The 14,649-nt window shown below is 71.8% G+C and carries 12 protein-coding genes and 1 pseudogene; 10 read left to right on the top strand and 3 right to left on the bottom strand.

Going from position 1 to position 14,649, the window contains the following annotated elements:
* The 4 genes and pseudogenes from BN6_RS23655 to BN6_RS23645 all read left to right on the top strand — a co-directional run bounded on the left by BN6_RS23655 (position 1) and on the right by BN6_RS23645 (position 2,021).
* Positions 1–306, top strand: coding sequence for an alpha/beta fold hydrolase (locus BN6_RS23655; protein WP_015102275.1), 306 nt, complete (start codon positions 1–3; stop codon positions 304–306).
* A gap of 187 nt (positions 307–493) precedes the next feature.
* Positions 494–811, top strand: a complete 318-nt coding sequence (locus tag BN6_RS48045) for a hypothetical protein (protein WP_084672742.1) — start codon at positions 494–496, stop codon at positions 809–811.
* Positions 812–1,020: 209 nt separating this feature from the next.
* Positions 1,021–1,563 (top strand): annotated as a pseudogene (locus BN6_RS48040) (tyrosine-type recombinase/integrase); the annotation flags it as partial.
* Positions 1,564–1,853: 290 nt separating this feature from the next.
* Positions 1,854–2,021 carry a recombinase gene (locus BN6_RS23645; protein WP_148302983.1) on the top strand — a complete coding sequence of 56 codons (168 nt, stop codon included), beginning with the start codon at positions 1,854–1,856 and terminating at the stop codon, positions 2,019–2,021.
* Positions 2,022–2,196: 175 nt separating this feature from the next.
* On the opposite strand, the gene BN6_RS42330 is transcribed toward BN6_RS23645, so the two are convergent.
* Positions 2,197–2,991 (bottom strand): nuclear transport factor 2 family protein, encoded by a 795-nt coding sequence (locus tag BN6_RS42330; RefSeq protein ID WP_148302982.1) that lies wholly within the window; start codon positions 2,989–2,991, stop codon positions 2,197–2,199.
* Positions 2,992–3,055: 64 nt separating this feature from the next.
* Here BN6_RS42330 and BN6_RS23635 point away from each other — a divergent pair, with 64 nt between their 5' ends.
* Together BN6_RS23635 and BN6_RS23630 are read left to right on the top strand one after the other, a co-directional pair.
* A complete protein-coding gene (locus BN6_RS23635) occupies positions 3,056–4,060 on the top strand; it encodes a helix-turn-helix transcriptional regulator (RefSeq protein WP_015102270.1) in 1,005 nt (334 codons plus the stop codon).
* Positions 4,061–4,299: 239 nt separating this feature from the next.
* A complete protein-coding gene (locus BN6_RS23630) occupies positions 4,300–4,851 on the top strand; it encodes an alpha/beta hydrolase (protein WP_015102269.1) in 552 nt (183 codons plus the stop codon).
* A 32-nt stretch (positions 4,852–4,883) separates the two neighbouring features.
* On the opposite strand, the gene BN6_RS23625 is transcribed toward BN6_RS23630, so the two are convergent.
* On the bottom strand, positions 4,884–7,142 hold the full coding sequence (locus BN6_RS23625) for an XRE family transcriptional regulator (RefSeq protein ID WP_051075707.1): 2,259 nt from the start codon (positions 7,140–7,142) through the stop codon (positions 4,884–4,886).
* 166 nt (positions 7,143–7,308) lie between these two features.
* On the opposite strand from BN6_RS23625, the gene BN6_RS44975 reads away from it, so the two are divergent.
* The gene (locus BN6_RS44975; RefSeq protein WP_148302981.1) at positions 7,309–7,728 is read left to right on the top strand and encodes a hypothetical protein; all 420 of its coding nucleotides are present in this window, start codon (positions 7,309–7,311) and stop codon (positions 7,726–7,728) included.
* Between the two features lie 205 nt (positions 7,729–7,933).
* On the opposite strand, the gene BN6_RS49720 is transcribed toward BN6_RS44975, so the two are convergent.
* Positions 7,934–9,820 (bottom strand): Hsp70 family protein, encoded by a 1,887-nt coding sequence (locus BN6_RS49720; RefSeq protein ID WP_015102267.1) that lies wholly within the window; start codon positions 9,818–9,820, stop codon positions 7,934–7,936.
* Positions 9,821–10,102: 282 nt separating this feature from the next.
* Between BN6_RS49720 and BN6_RS23610 the strand changes: the two genes are divergently transcribed.
* The 3 genes from BN6_RS23610 (at position 10,103) to BN6_RS23600 (ending at position 14,637) form a co-directional block, all read left to right on the top strand.
* Positions 10,103–11,278 carry an IniB N-terminal domain-containing protein gene (locus BN6_RS23610; RefSeq protein WP_015102266.1) on the top strand — a complete coding sequence of 392 codons (1,176 nt, stop codon included), beginning with the start codon at positions 10,103–10,105 and terminating at the stop codon, positions 11,276–11,278.
* A gap of 114 nt (positions 11,279–11,392) precedes the next feature.
* Positions 11,393–13,192 carry a dynamin family protein gene (locus tag BN6_RS23605; protein ID WP_015102265.1) on the top strand — a complete coding sequence of 600 codons (1,800 nt, stop codon included), beginning with the start codon at positions 11,393–11,395 and terminating at the stop codon, positions 13,190–13,192.
* Complete coding sequence (locus BN6_RS23600; protein ID WP_015102264.1) at positions 13,189–14,637, top strand: dynamin family protein; 1,449 nt, start codon at positions 13,189–13,191, stop codon at positions 14,635–14,637. Before BN6_RS23605 ends, BN6_RS23600 begins: the two co-directional genes overlap by 4 nt.
* Positions 14,638–14,649 lie beyond the last annotated feature (12 nt).

The following is a 14,649-nucleotide window of genomic DNA, read 5'->3' as shown; positions in this document are numbered from 1 at the left end:
GTGGTGGAACAGTGGGTGCGGGCGGGTTCGGTCGAGCTGTGGAGCGAGGTGCTGGGAGAGGACGGCGGTGCGCCGGTGCTCCTGGTCATGGGGGCCAACGCCCCGGCCCACGGCTGGCCGGACGAGTTCGTGGCGCTGCTGGTCGCCGGCGGCTGCCGGGTCGTCCGGTACGACCACCGCGACACCGGCCGCTCGACCAAGACCGAGGCGGGCGACTACGGCATGGGCGACCTCGCGCGGGACGCGGTGGCGGTGCTCGACGCCCACGGTGTCGAGCGGGCGCACGTGGTGGGGATGTTCAGTTGACTGCACCAAGTGCCGTTGATCAAGGGCGACGGCAATCCACAGTGGAGGGATTTGGTGTATGTCTGATTTGCGAAGGCGACTCATGGAGGGACGAGTCGACCTCGAACGTGTTGGTGCCGTCACGACAGCCGCGGGGAAACTTCCCCCTTTTGTGGTGACCAACCCAGCAGGAGTCGAGGTCGAGCCGGTGACCCGCTACCTGCGCGACCTGGCGTTGAGCGATATGAGCCCGTTGACCAGCCGCAGCTACGGCTACGACCTGCTGCGTTGGTTTCGGGTCTTGTGGGAGCTGGAAGTCGACTGGGAGCGTGCGACCGGTTCCGAAGTGGACGTGTTGGTCGGGTGGATGAAGACCGCGCGCAATCCACAGCGTCGGCGGACCAGGCCAGCGGGCACGGCGCCGGGCACCGTGAACCTCCGTACGGGCAAGCCGGCATTGGCCGAGGGGTATGCCCCAAGGACGATCAACCATTGCCTCACTGCTGTGTATGGGTTTTCCGCCTAGCACGGGCATTTCGGACGGGGGCCGGTAGCCAATCCGGTGCCGTCTTCGCGTGCCCGGCGGCTCGCGGTGGCGCACCGGAGCCTGATCGAGGCCAAGCAGCAGTTCAAGCGGGCGCGGTTGCGGCAACGCGTGGCGGACATGACTCCTCGGGCAATTCCTGACGTGATGTGGGATGAGCTGCTCGCCACGATGACCGGGACCGGGACCGGGCGCTGCTGCTGTGCTACGTGTCCAGCGGGGCCAGGGCCAGCGAACTGCTCGGCGTGGTCATCGGGGACGTGGATTGGGCGGGCGCGCGGCTCTATGTCATCTCCAAGGGCAGTCGGTTGCGCCAGCCGGTGCCTGTGTCGCCGGAGGCGATCCGATACCTGACGCGCTACCTGGACGCAGACGGCCTGCCTGGCCCTGATGAGCCGCTGTGGCGAACGCGCAGGGGCGAGAGCCGACCGGTGTCGTACTGGGCGATGCGTCGAGTCCTACAGCGGGCCAACGAAAAGCTGCGCACGAACTGGTCACTGCACGACCTCCGACACACCGCGGCGACCAGGATGGCGTGCGACCCGGAGATGACCTTGCGGGACGTCCAGGCAGTGCTCCGGCACGCCAACATCGAAACCACGGGGCGCTACCTGACGGCGCGGGTGGAGGACATGTTCGACAAGCTTCAAGAGCACTACAACCGGCCTCGCCCACAGCGGACCTACTCTGCCGGCTACGCGGAGGCTGATGTCAAGGCGGTGTTCGGTGGCTGAGAAGTACACGTTGCGCAACCGCCGCTCACCGTCGTTGCGGGAGGCCGACGCCGACCGGGAACGTCGGTCGCGATTCGCGATCGACACCGTCATCGCAGCCCCAGCGGCTCCGACCACGCCGCCCCGTCCATTCGGGAACCTGTCCCGTGCCCCGATCGCGGACTTGGGGGCTCGGGTCCTGCGGCCGTCCTTGCGGAACGAGTTGCCGGCATGAGCACGCTTGTTTGCGATGTGCGCAATTGCACGTAAACCCGAAGATGCTGCCCCGGCTCGATGAATTGGAGTCCGACTTGGAAGAGCGGAAGGCGCGCGCCGCGTCCGAGGGCTGGCTGGGTGAGATCGAGGGGATCGACCGCACCCTTCAGTGTTTGCGCGACAAGCGCGCCGACGCGCTGAGGCTCACCCGCATCACCCGACAGGTCGACCTCGGGATGCCCGCCATCAGCACAGGCCGATAACCACGCTAGCTGGATCGCTCCCAGCGACTGAAGCATGCCGGGAGCGATCCGCCTGCGAGCGAGCAAAGCCTCCTCTATGCGGCATGTTCGGATCTTCAACGGTGAACGATCTCTTCAATGGGCTCATAGCGGGCGTTTGGCCATTGCCGGATACGGGCCCAGAGATGGCGGTGGCTTACAGGTCGCTGTCGGAGAGTGCCTGTGCCACGGTGAGACTGTCCTCGTAGACGTGGTAGCGGATGATCAGACCGTGGTCGATGGTGAGGCGCAGCGCGCATCGGGCGATGTAGGCCTTGCCGGTTGCCTTCACGGTCTGGCGGATCTCGCCGAGCACCACGGCGTCCGGGCCGTCGACGAGGATCCGGGGCGCGACCCCGCTACGCTTTTCAGGCACGTGGAACGTGTCGAGCGCGCGGAAGTGGTCGGCCACCTCGGCGCGAGTCGAGCGGGGCCTGATCCATGGCACAGCCGGGTGCCCTTCGGCGGGCCAGTCCAATTGCCAGTCGACGGCATCGGCGAATAGCTCGGCGATCTGCTCCGGCTTCCCCTCGGCCAGGCGGGCGAGGAACTCCGTCACGACGGCGCGGGTGGTCGTCTCGGCGCCGGTGAACTGGTAGTCGCGCTGGATCTGCCCGTCGTTGCCGAGCAGGGCGAACACGACGCCGGTCCACACGGGTTCACCGCCGGCGGCGGGAACCATGTGCAGGGTGAAGGTGACGGCATCGTGGTGGTGTACGGTGTCGTTCGCCGCCACGAAGCGGAATTCGCTGGTCGCGACGAACTGTTCGTGCGCATCGGCGACGCGGGCCTGGATAGCGTCATGCCCGCGGTAGTCGGCGGAACTGATGAACTCAACGCCGTCCTCGCCCCACAGTGCGGCGATGGCCGCGCTGCGCCGAGCAGGGTCGGGCTCGTTCCACACGGCGGCGTAGCGGCTGACGAACGTCTCGATGTCGGTGGTGCTGGTCATGGCCGAAACGCTAGCCAGCCTTCCCTGACATCTTCTGTCAGTGGGGCAGGGCACAATTCGGGTCATGCGCGCCAGCCGCCTGGTGTCCCTGCTGTTGCTGCTGCAGACGCGGGACCGGATGACCGCCCAGCAGCTGGCCGACGCCCTGGAGGTCTCTGTACGGACCATCTATCGGGACGTGGAAGCGCTGAACGCGTCAGGTGTACCGATCTACGGCGAACCCGGCAACGAGGGTGGATACCGCTTGCTCGAGGGCTACCGAACCCGGTTGACCGGTCTGACCGCCGGCGAAGCCCAGATGTTGTTCCTGACCGGTTTGCCCGCGGCGGCTGCCCAGCTGGGCCTGGCGACCGCGGTGACCGGTGCGCGGCTCAAGCTCACCGCCGCGCTGCCCGCCGAGTTGCGTGATCGCGCCAACCGCGTCGCCGACCGGTTCCACCTCGACGCGCCTTCGTGGTACCACGAAGGCGATCCCACGCCCCATCTGGCTGTGGTCGCCGACGCCGTGTGGAACCAGCACACTCTGCAGATCCGCTACCTGCGCTGGGCGAAACCGCAGGAGATCACCCGGATCGTCCAACCGTATGGTCTTGTCCTCAAAGCCGGCCACTGGTACCTCGTGGCCCGGCACCCGGGCCAGTTCCGCACTTACCGGATCTCCCGCATCCTCGACGCGCACGCTCTGCCCGATTCCTTCGACCGCGTCGAAGACTTCACCCTCGCCGGCTACTGGCACGACTATCTTGAGCACTTCGACCAGCGCCGACACCAGCACCAGGCAACGCTGCGGGTCTCGCCCCGAGGCCTTGACCTGATGCCCCACCTATGGGAACCGGCCGTGGTCCACGCCGCCCGGCAGACCGCGACCGGGCCGGACCCGCAAGGCTGGACCCAGATCACCATCCCCATCGAGTCGGTCGAAGTAGCTCTACCCGAACTGCTCAAACTCGGCGCCGACGCCGAAGTCCTCACACCCGAAAACCTGCGCGCCCACATCATCCACACCCTACGAGCAATGAATCACGTCTACGATTACCCGAACGCCCCAGGCACGCCCCACCAGCCCTGATGACGCTCCGTCGACGAACTTGGTTGGGCTGGAGCCGTCTTGACCCGATTCAACCGCCACCCAGACGTCCTCACGCCCACACCCGTCGACCCCGATACGTCCTCAACTCGGCATTACAGGACGTGGTGCGATCGCCGCACGGCACCGACATACCGCGACGGGTGAAGGTGCGATCGCTGGACTGTAAGGACCTGAACCGATCAATCCGGTGTGTCCTCTTGCTTGGTGCAGGGAAGTCGATGGGCGGGCTGATCGGCCAACTGCCGGCCGTCGACCACGCCGACCGGCTCCGCTCCGTGACGCTGACCCACACCGGCGCGCTGGACATGGGCACGACCGGGGAAGCGCCGGCGCTGGAGGGCGAACGGCTGGAACGGCTGATCGCGCTCGCCGTGCCGGGCGCGGACGAGGAGTCCGAACTGGCGCGCCGGGTCGCGCTGTGGCGCGAGATGCACGGCGACGTGCTGCCGTTCGACGAGGCGGAGTACCGGCGGCTGGAAGAACGGGCCGTGGCGCACGCCGGGACGTTCGCCCCGAGCACCGCGCACATCCGGCTGGGCGCCGAGCCGTTGCCGCGCGGTGCCGACGACCTGCGCCGGGCGACCACGCCCACGCTGGTCGTGCAGGGCGGACTGGACCCGTTCTACCCGCCCGGGTTCGGTCGCCACCTGGCCGCCCTGCTGCCGGATGCCACCCTCCTGGAGATCCCGGGAATGGGCCACGCCCTGCCCGCCGCCGTGCACCACACCATCGCCGACGCCATCCTCGACCACATCCGCCGGCACCCCTGAACACCGGAAACCCTGAACAACGGAAACCCTGATCACCGGTCGTGGTTGCGCTCCAGCAGGTCCCGCACCTCGGCCGCGCGCGGGTCGTCCAGCTGGTGGAAGGTGTCGAGGGCTTCCAGCCACGCTCGACGCGCCAGGTCGGGCCGGTCCTGGGCGGTGTGGACGCGGCCGAGGAACAGCAGGTTCTTGGCGACGTCGTACCGGGCGTCCACGGTGCGCAGCAGCGCTTGCGCGTCCTGGGCGTGCCGGGCGGCCTCGGCCAGGTCGCCCAGGCCGAAGTACGACTCGGCGAGGTTGCCGACCGCGACGGCGCAGTGGTAGCGGCGGCCCAGCGAGTGGAACAGCTCCCGCGCGCGCCGGCCGTGGGTGAGGCTCTCCTGGTAGCGGCCGGCCATGCAGTAGCTGTCGCCCAGGTTGAGCGAGTACATGGCCTCGTCGACCGCGCTGCGCGTGGTGCGGGCGTAGGTCAGCGCCCGGCGCAGGTAGGGGATCGCCTTCTCGGCGTCGCCGCTGTTGACCAGCGTGATGCCGATGTTGTTCAGGCACACCGCTCCCTTGGCCAGGTCGTGGTCGGTCTGGCTGACGGCGAGCGCGTCCTGGAAGGAGGCGATCGCCCGGTCCCAGTCGCGTGCCGCCATGTGCGCGCCGCCCAGGCAGTTCGCCGCGTGGAACCGGGCCACCGGGTCGCCCAGCCGCTGCGCGCACGACACGCCCAACCGCCCGACCTCGAGCCAGTCCGCCTTGTGCTGGCGGGCCCGGAAGAACCCGTGCAGCAGCCACGACAGCCGCCACACGTCGTCGTCCCAGCCGTGCCCGGCGAGCCACCGCACGGTCGCGAGCAGGTGGCCGCGCTCGGCCTCCAGCCAGGTGAGCGCCTCGGCCTCCTCGGCGAAGGCAGGCCAGTCCGGGTCGCCCGCCGCGAGGTCGACCACCTCGGCCAGGCGCGGGCTGTGCATCACCAGGTCGCGGGCCCGGCCGGCGACGACCAGGTACATGTCGACCAGCCGGCGCAGCGCGGCGTGGCGGTCCTCTTCGGCCACGTCCTGAGCCAGTTCGGTCGCGTAGGCGTGGACGAGGTCGTGCATGCGGTAGCGGTCGGGCCGGTGCTGCTCGACCAGGTGCCCCTCCTCCAGCTTCCGCATCAACGCGCGGACCCGGCTGGTCGGCGCGCCGACCAGCCGGGCGGCGGCGGCCAGGCCGATGTCGGGGTCGGGTGCCAGGCCCAGCAGGGCGAACGCCCGTGCGGCGTCGGCGTCCAGCGCCCGGTAGGACCAGGAGAACACCGAGCGGACGTCGGTGCTGGGTTCCGCGCCCGCCAGGCCGTCCAACCCGCCGTCGGCCTCGCGCAACTCCTCGACCAGCGCGTGCAGCGGGAGCGCGGGCCTGGTGGCGGCGCGCGCGGCCACCACCGCCAGCGCCAGCGGCAGACCCGCGCAGCGGGCGACGACCTCGGCCACCGCCGCCGGCTCGGCCGCCGTCCGCTCGGGGCCCACCCGGGCGGCCAGCAGGTGCTCGGCCTCGGCCGGGCCGAGCAGGTCCAGCGTGAGCGGGTGGGCGTTGTGGGACGCCACCAGGCTCGCGAGCTGGTTGCGGCTGGTGACCAGGACCAGGCAGCCGGCGGCGCCGGGCAGCAGCGGGCGGACCTGGTCGGCGTCGCGGGCGTTGTCCAGCACGACCAGCACCCGGCGGCCGGCCAGCAGGCTGCGGTACAGGCCGACCTGGGCGTCGAGGTCGGCCGGGACGCGCTGCGGTGCCACGCCGAGCGCGTCGAGGAAGCCGCGCAGCGCGTCGGTGGGGTCGACCACCGGGCTGCGCGCGTCGAAACCGCGCAGGTTCGCGTAGAGCTGGCCGTCGGGGAAGCGGTGCGCGGCCCGGTGCGCCCAGCGGACCGCCAACGCGGTCTTGCCGACGCCGGCCGTGCCCGAGACCGCCGAGATGGCCACCGCGAACGGCTCCTGACCGGCGGCGGCCACCGCCGCGTCGAGCCGGGCCAGCTCGTCCGCGCGGCCGACGAAGCCGACCACGTCGGGCGGCAGCTGGCGGGGCAGCGGGCCCGCCGCCGGTTCGGGCGCGCCCGCCGCCGCCGACAGCAGTTCGTGCTGCTCGTCGGGCTCCAGGTCGAGCGCGGCGGCCAGGTGTCGGACCGAGACCAGTTGCGGGTTGCCGCGTTCACCGGTCTCGATGCCCCGGATCGTCCTGATCGAGACCCCGGACCGCTCGGCGAGCCCCTCCTGGGTGAGCCCCGCCCGTCGGCGGTAGTGCCGCAGGGCGGTGGCCAGTTGTTCCCCCATGGGGACTATTGGTACCAGTCCGGACCGGCCACGCACGGCCGGTCCGCGACCTGTTCCCGGCGACCGGCTCCGAGCAGCATGGTCACTGCCCGCGAGGGGCGGGCTCGACCAGGAGGGGGACCTGACGATGGTGTCGGGCAACGGGAAGACGGCTGCGGGGGTAGCGGTGAAGGGCAAGAAGGGTCTGGTGGTGGCGTTCGCGCTGGCGGTGGTGGCGCTCTCCGGGGGGATGGCCCAGGCGACCCCGACCGGATCGGCCGGGACGGCGTCCGGATCGGTGGGCACCTTGGACACCACCCAGTGCACCGACCTGCGCAACGGGCGGCTGTGCATCACCATCACGCCGGTGAACCAGCAGGGGAGCATCCGGGTCTCGTACCAGAAGAAGTCGGGGACCTCGTTCTACGGCCACTTGGAATGGGTGAACCCGGCCGGCAGGACGTTCCGGTCGCCCGACGTCACGATGTCGGCGGGCAACACCTACGCCCACACGTGGCCGACGTGGGTCGGCTCCGGCTGCAACCGCGGGGTCGTCTACAACGCGACCGACAAGGAATCGAGCTTCACGCCGTACAACTGCGTCTGATCACGACCGGTCGTCGGCGGGGCGGTCCCGGGGAGAGCCGGGGCCGCCCTGTCGGCGTGCGCCTCGGCGATGCCACGCGTGGTCAGCCGGCCGCCGGGGAGGTCCCTGGACCGCTGTCGTGACGTTGTACTGCTCGACCTGGTTGCCGGCGGGGCTCACGACGTCGGCGAGGTCGAGCGGGAGGCGCACGCCCAACGCGATCGGTTCACGTCGTCGGAACCGGGTCCTCGGTGGTGGTCGTGGGCTCGGTGGTGGTGGCGGGCGGCGGGTCGTCCGTGGTGGGCGGGGGATCGTCGGTCGTCTGCGGTGGGGCTTCGGTGGTCGGGGGCGGGGCTTCGGTGGTCGGAGGCTCGGTTTCCGCCGGTGGCGGCGGGGTCTCGGCTGGTGGGGGCGGGTTTTCGGCGGAGGTGGCGGTCGCGGGCGGGAGGCTGTCGGCGGCCGGCGGGTGGTAGTCGGGGGTGGGAACCGCGGCTGCCTGGAGCGGTGCCGGAGCGGCAGGCGAGGACGTCGTCGCCGGGGACGCCGATGGCCGGGTCGGGTCGGCGGTGCCGGTCGACGCGCGGGCAAGGGCAGGGACAGGGGCCGGTGCCGCGTCGGTGTCGTTGAGACCCGCGTCGGGCACGTTGGGGCTGGGCCTGGCCTTGCGGTTGGGCGGTGGGGTGGACCGCTGCGCCACGGGCTGGACCTGCGGGTAGGCCGGTTCGGCGGCGGGTTCGGCCTGATCGGGCACGGCGGCGTCGTCAGGCGGGACCACGGGGTTGTCGGGCGTTGTCGCGGCCGTGCCGGTCGCGATCGGCTCGTCGGACGCCACGGTGCTCGCCGCGCTCATCGCGACCACGGCCAGGGCGGCGGCTCCCGCCAGCACGCGCGGCCTGAGCAGCCGCCGTCGCCGTGCCGGTCGCGGCAGCACCAATGGGATGTCCGCGACCTTCGGACGCGCCGGCACGTCCGCCGGCACGTCGTCCACCTCGTCGTCCACCTCGTCGGTCCGCTCGACGGCGGTGGTGTGCGGCCCGGCCGGCACCACGGCCCGTGCCGCGCCCCTGGCGACCACGCTCTTCGGGTCGCTGTCGACGGCCACCGGCCGGCCGAACTCCTGCGACAGCAACTGGCTGACCAGCGGGATCCGCGACGAGCCCCCGACGAGCAGCACGCGGTCCACATCGGACTCGGCCAGTCCCGCCGAGCGGATGGACGCGCGCAGCAGCGCGACGGTCTCGTCCAGCGCGGGCCGGATCATCGCCTCGAACTCGCCGCGCACCAGGCGGGTCTGGGCGTGCCCGCCGGGCAGCAGGACGGGGATGGTGACCTCGGTGTCGCCGGACAGGGCTTCCTTGGCCTCGGTGCACTCGCGGCGCAGCCGGGTCACCGCCGCCATGGCAACCGGGTCGTCGAGGGCGAGCGCGGCGAAGTCGCCGGGCAACGCGGTGCGCAGGTGGTCGAACACGGCCTCGTCGAAGTCGATCCCGCCGAGCCGGTCCGCGCCGGCGGGGTCGCCGAGCAGCTCGAACCGGCTGTCGTCCACCTTGCGCAGCACCGCCGCGTCGAACGTGCCGCCGCCCAGGTCGTACACGGCGATGGTGGTGCCGGCCCCGACCCGTTCGACGGCGCTGTAGTCGAACGCGGCCGCCTCGGGCTCGGTGGACAGCGCCGCCTCGCCGAGCCCGACGTCGGCCAGCGCCGCGAGCAGCAGCCCCTTCTTGTGCTCGCCCCAGCCGGCCGGGTGGGTGACCGCGACCCGGTCGGGCGCGCCGCCTTCCCGCTCGGTCGCCCGGTCGACCACCCACCGGGCCAGGCGGGCGGCGAGTTCGTGCGCGGTGTGCTGCCGGCCGGACAGCAGCAACGGCGTGCGGTCGCCGATGCGGCGCTTGAACTCGCGGGCCACCCCGGCGGGGTCGACCAGCGCGCGCCGCTCGGCGGCCTCGCCCACCAGCACGGTCGCGTCGGAGCCGAAGTACAGCACCGAGGCGACGGCGGCGGACCTGGTGCCCAGCGGCAGCACCTCGGCCGGGCCCCACCCGCCCGCCTCCCGGCGGCACACCGCGGCGGCCGTGTAGGTCGTTCCCAGGTCGACACCCAAGACGTAGGACATCTGCTCGCCCCTCTACTCGTCACCGAGGTGACGCACGGTGATGCGAGCCGCCGGTGGCTCTGGGCGATCGCACCGACGGACCACGCTGTCCACCTGGGTCATCGGTGCGCCGATGCGTCTCATTAGCGAGGCAAGGCCCCTAATCTGGTGCGCAGACGTTCCCCCTAACGGGTATGGGCAAACCCCCAATCGGACTATCGGCAGTGTGGGTGCTTGTCCCGATGGCACGTCCGTGCCGGATACGTAGCGTCATCGGAACCTTCCCGACGAGAGGTGCCTCCGATGACCACCAACGTGAGCCTGCTCCAGTTCATCCTCAACCTCCTGGGCAGCGGGGACGCCCGTGCCGCGTTCACCGCGAACCCCCGCGAGGTGCTCCACGACAACGGGTTCGACGACCTGTGCGCCGACGACGTCCGCGACGCCCGGCCGCTGATCGTGGACAACGTGCAGACAGCCCAGCACAACTCGTTCGACCGCGAGCTCAACGGCGGCGGCAACAGCACCCACGTGAACCACGCCGCATCGTCCCCGCCGGCTCCCGGCGCCGGGCCCGGGGCAGGGTCCGGTGCCGCCCCCGCAGCCGCCCCAGCGGCGGCAGCCCCGGCGCACAGCGACCACCACGACGGGATGGACGGCGCGATCCGCGAGATCCACTACATCACGCAGAGCTACTCGTGGAGCGACAGCCACAACACGGTGCTGGACAACTCGGTCAACCAGAACATCTGGGCCGACGGCGACGTGCTCCAGTGGTTCGACAACGACCCGGTCGTGGCGTCGGGCGAAGGTGCCGTCGCGGCGGGCGACGACATCAAGGGCACCGTGGTCACCGGCCACCACAACGTGGCGGGCGACGACAACGAGGTCAACAACGTCGGCGAGGCCAACGCGAACAACGGCGGCGCGGTGTCCATCGGCGACGGTGAGGCGACCGGCGAGTACGAGGCCAACGACTACTCCACCGACGTCGAGGCCAACGGCAGCGGCAACGTCGCCGTGGCCACGAACGGCAGCGACACCAACCAGCTCGACTCCCACGACTGGGAGAGCAACGACTCGCACGACGTCGACAACAGCGTGGAGATCGAGGACTCGTACAACCACGAGACCGAGGACTCCTACAACACCGAGGTCGACACCGAGATCGAGACCAACACCGACAACAGCGTCGACGACTCGTTCACCACGGACAACAGCGTGGAGCTGGACGACTCGTTCAACACCGACAACAGCGTCGACGTGGACGACTCGAACAACGTGGACGACTCGAACAACACCGAGACCGAGTACGAGGACTCCTTCACCACGGACAACAGCGTGGTGCTGGACGACTCGTTCAACACCGACAACAGCGTCGACGTGGACGACTCGTTCAACGACACCCACACCGACATCGCGTCCCACAACGACCTCGACGTGGAGGTCGACGTGGACAACAGCATCGCCGTCGGCTGAGCCACCGGTCCCGGGTGGCGGCATCCGACCGGATGCCATTCCCTGGGCCTCGGCGGTGCACGACCGCGCCACCCCTTCCCGGGGTGGCGCGGCCCCGCGTCGGAAGGAGCCGCGGTGAGCGGACGGACACCGATCGAGGTCGTCGACCTCGCCCTGCGGGCCGTGCGCGCGCACGGCCGCGAGGACCTGGCCGCACGGCTGGCGCAGACCCGGCACCGGCTGCTCGACCCCGAGGTGCGCGTGCTGGTCGTCGGCGAGTTCAAGCAGGGCAAGAGCCACCTGGTCAACGCCCTGGTCAACGCGCCGGTGTGCCCGGTGGACGACGACGTCGCCACGGCCGTGCCCACGGCGGTCCGGTACGCCGACACCCCTTGCGCGACCCTGGTCGACCGCACCGGCGCTTGCACCGCCGTGCCGCTGGAGACGCTCGCCGAGCACGTCTCGGAGGCCGGCAACCCCGGCAACCACCGCCGGCTGCGGCACGCGGAGGTCGGCATCCCGCGGTCCGTCCTGACCGGCGGGCTGTGCCTGGTCGACACCCCCGGTGTGGGCGGGCTGGGCTCCGCGCACGGGGCCGACACGATGACCGCGCTGCCCTCGGCCGACGCCGTGATCATGGTCTCCGACGCGGCGCAGGAGTACACCGCCACCGAGCTGGACTTCCTGCGGCAGGTCGCGCGGGTGTGCCCGACGGTGGTGTGCGTGCTGACCAAGATCGACCTGTACCCGGACTGGCAGCGCGTCGCCGAGCGCGACCGGGCCCACCTCGCCGCCGCCGACCTGGGCGCGGACCTGCTGCCGGTGTCGTCGGTGCTGCGCCTGCACGCCGTGCGGACCGGTGACCAGGAGCTCAACCACGAGTCCGGGTTCCCGGCGCTGGTGCCGCACCTGCGGGAGCGGATCGTCGGCCGGGCGGCGGAGCTGGCCGCCGCGTCGGTCGCCCACGACGTCCACGCCGCGGCCCGCCAGGTGGCGACCGCGGCGCGGGCGGAACTGGCCGCCCACCGCGACCCGGACCGGGCCGGGGCCCTGCTGGCCGACCTGCGCGAGGCCCGGCAGCGGGCGGACGCGCTGCGCGAGCGCTCGGCGCGGTGGCAGCAGACGCTCAACGACGGCGTGGCGGACCTGATCTCCGACGTGGAGTTCGACCTGCGCGACCGGTTGCGGCAGATCACCCGCGAGGCGGAGGCCGAGCTGGACGGGATCGAACCGGCCCTGGTCGAGGAGCAGTTCGTCGGCTGGGTGGGGCAGCGGATCTGCGCCGAGTCGGCGGCCAACTTCGTGTGGACCCACCAGCGCGCCCGGTGGCTGGCGGGCCGGGTGGCCGACCACTTCGCCCACGACGGCGGCGAGGTGCTGCCCGACCTGCGCGCCCACGACCCGTCCGGGCCGCTGGCCCACGCGATCGCGCTGGAGTTCCCCGGCCCGGAGAAGTTCGGTCTGGGCCAGCGGCTCATCGCCGGGGTCCGGGGCGGCTACGGCGGCACCCTCATGGTCGGCATGGTGGGCACGATCGGCGGCCTCGCGCTGGTCAACCCGCTGTCGCTGGCCGCGGGCGTGCTGCTGGGCCGCAAGGTGGTCAAGGAGGAGCGCAAGCGGATGCTGGAACGGCGCCGCACCGACGCCAAGGCGGCCGTGCGGCGGTTCGTCGACGACGTGGTCTTCCAACTGGGCAAGGACTCCCGCGACATGCTGCGCGAACTGCAACGCGACCTGCGCGACCACTTCACCGGCCGGGCCGGCGAGCTGTCCCGGTCGCTGACCGAGTCGATCACGTCGGCGCAGCGCGCGGTCGACGCCGACGCCGGCGAGCGGACTCGGCGGGTCGCCGAGCTCGAAGTGGAGCTGCGCCGGGTGGCCGACGTGGTCGCCGCGGCGGACGCCCTGGCCGGACCGGTGGGGGCCCGGCGGTGACCGGGACCCTCTCCGGCGAGGTGCGCTCGCTGCTGCGCGCCGCGATCGACGCCCACCGCGACGACCCGGACACCGCCGACCTGCTGCGCCGCCAACTGGACCGGATGGACGGACCGCTGCGGGTGGCCATCTCCGGCAAGGTCAAGGCCGGCAAGTCCACGCTGCTCAACGCCCTGGTGGGGGAGGAGATCGCACCGACCGACGCGGGCGAGTGCACCCGCGTGGTCACCTGGTACCGCGACGGCCACACCCCGCGGATCACCCTGCACCCCCGCGACGGCGCGCCACGCCACCTGCCGGTCGAGCGGGTGGACGGCGCGCTGGTGCTGGACCTGGACGGCACCGCCCCGGAGGCGGTCGAGCGGCTCACCGTGGACTGGCCGACCCGGGGCCTGCGCGACACGACGCTGATCGACACCCCCGGCGTCGCGTCGGCCTCGACCGACGTCTCCGCCACGGCCACCCGCTTCCTGGCCCCCGAGGACGAGCCCGGCGAGGCCGACGCCGTCATCTACCTGATGCGCCACCTGCACAGCGCGGACCTGCGGCTGCTCGAGTCCTTCCACGACCGGGGCGTGGCGCGGGCGACCCCCGTGCACACCATCGCGGTGCTCTCCCGCGCGGACGAGATCGGCGTAGGGCGGATCGACGCGCTGATGTCCGCTCGGCGCATCGCCCGCCGCTACCGGGCCGATCCGCGGCTGCGCAAGCTGTGCCAGACGGTCGTCCCGGTCGCAGGCCTCATCGCCCAGACCGCCCGCACCCTCCGGCACGACGAGTTCACCGCGCTCGCCGCGCTGTCCGCCGCGCCGCGCGCGGAAGTCGAGGCGGCGATGCTCTCGGTGGACCGCTTCACCCGGGCCGGCCCCGACCACGCCCGCCTGCTGGCCCGCTTCGGCCTCTTCGGCATCCGCCTGTCGCTGACCCTGGTCCGGCAGGGCTTCGACGACCCGGCGCGGCTGGCCGCCGAACTGACCCGCCGCAGCGGCCTGGACGAGCTGCGCGAGACGTTGTCGGTGCTGTTCACCGAACGCCGCGACCTGCTCAAGGCGCGGTCGGCGCTGCTGACGGTGGACACCGTGCTGCGCCGGAAAGCGGGCCCGGACACCGTGCCCCTGCTGACCGAGGTCGAACGCGTCCTGGCCGACGCCCACGAACTCGCGGAGCTGCGCACGATCGGCGTCCTGCGATCAGGAGCCGTGCGCCTGCCCGAGGGCGCGGGCGACGAGGCCGAACGCCTGCTGGGCGGCACGGGAGCCACCCCGTGCTCCCGCCTGTCCCTACCCGCCGACATCGACCGCCCGGGTCAGCGCGCGGCGGCGTGGGCCGCCCTGGAACGCTGGCAGCGCTGGGCCGAGAACCCGTTGTCCAGCCGGGCGTTCGTGGACGTGGCCCGGGTCGTCGTGCGCAGCTGCGAGGGCATGGTCGACCGGCTGGACGACTAGCGACCGGCCGGT

Source organism: Saccharothrix espanaensis DSM 44229, from assembly GCF_000328705.1.
GTDB classification, from domain to species: Bacteria; Actinomycetota; Actinomycetes; order Mycobacteriales; family Pseudonocardiaceae; genus Actinosynnema; species Actinosynnema espanaense.
Note: the sequence above shows the minus strand (reverse complement) of the source record. Positions and strands in the feature narration are given on the sequence as shown.

What these genes read in the sequence shown, in the direction of transcription:
- BN6_RS42330 (WP_148302982.1), bottom strand. Translation starts at nt 2,991, where the DNA reads ATGACCAGCACCACCGACATCGAGACGTTCGTCAGCCGCTACGCCGCC.
- BN6_RS23635 (WP_015102270.1), top strand. Translation starts at nt 3,056, where the DNA reads ATGCGCGCCAGCCGCCTGGTGTCCCTGCTGTTGCTGCTGCAGACGCGG.
- BN6_RS23630 (WP_015102269.1), top strand. Translation starts at nt 4,300, where the DNA reads ATGGGCGGGCTGATCGGCCAACTGCCGGCCGTCGACCACGCCGACCGG.
- BN6_RS23625 (WP_051075707.1), bottom strand. Translation starts at nt 7,142, where the DNA reads ATGGGGGAACAACTGGCCACCGCCCTGCGGCACTACCGCCGACGGGCG.
- BN6_RS49720 (WP_015102267.1), bottom strand. Translation starts at nt 9,820, where the DNA reads ATGTCCTACGTCTTGGGTGTCGACCTGGGAACGACCTACACGGCCGCC.
- BN6_RS23610 (WP_015102266.1), top strand. Translation starts at nt 10,103, where the DNA reads ATGACCACCAACGTGAGCCTGCTCCAGTTCATCCTCAACCTCCTGGGC.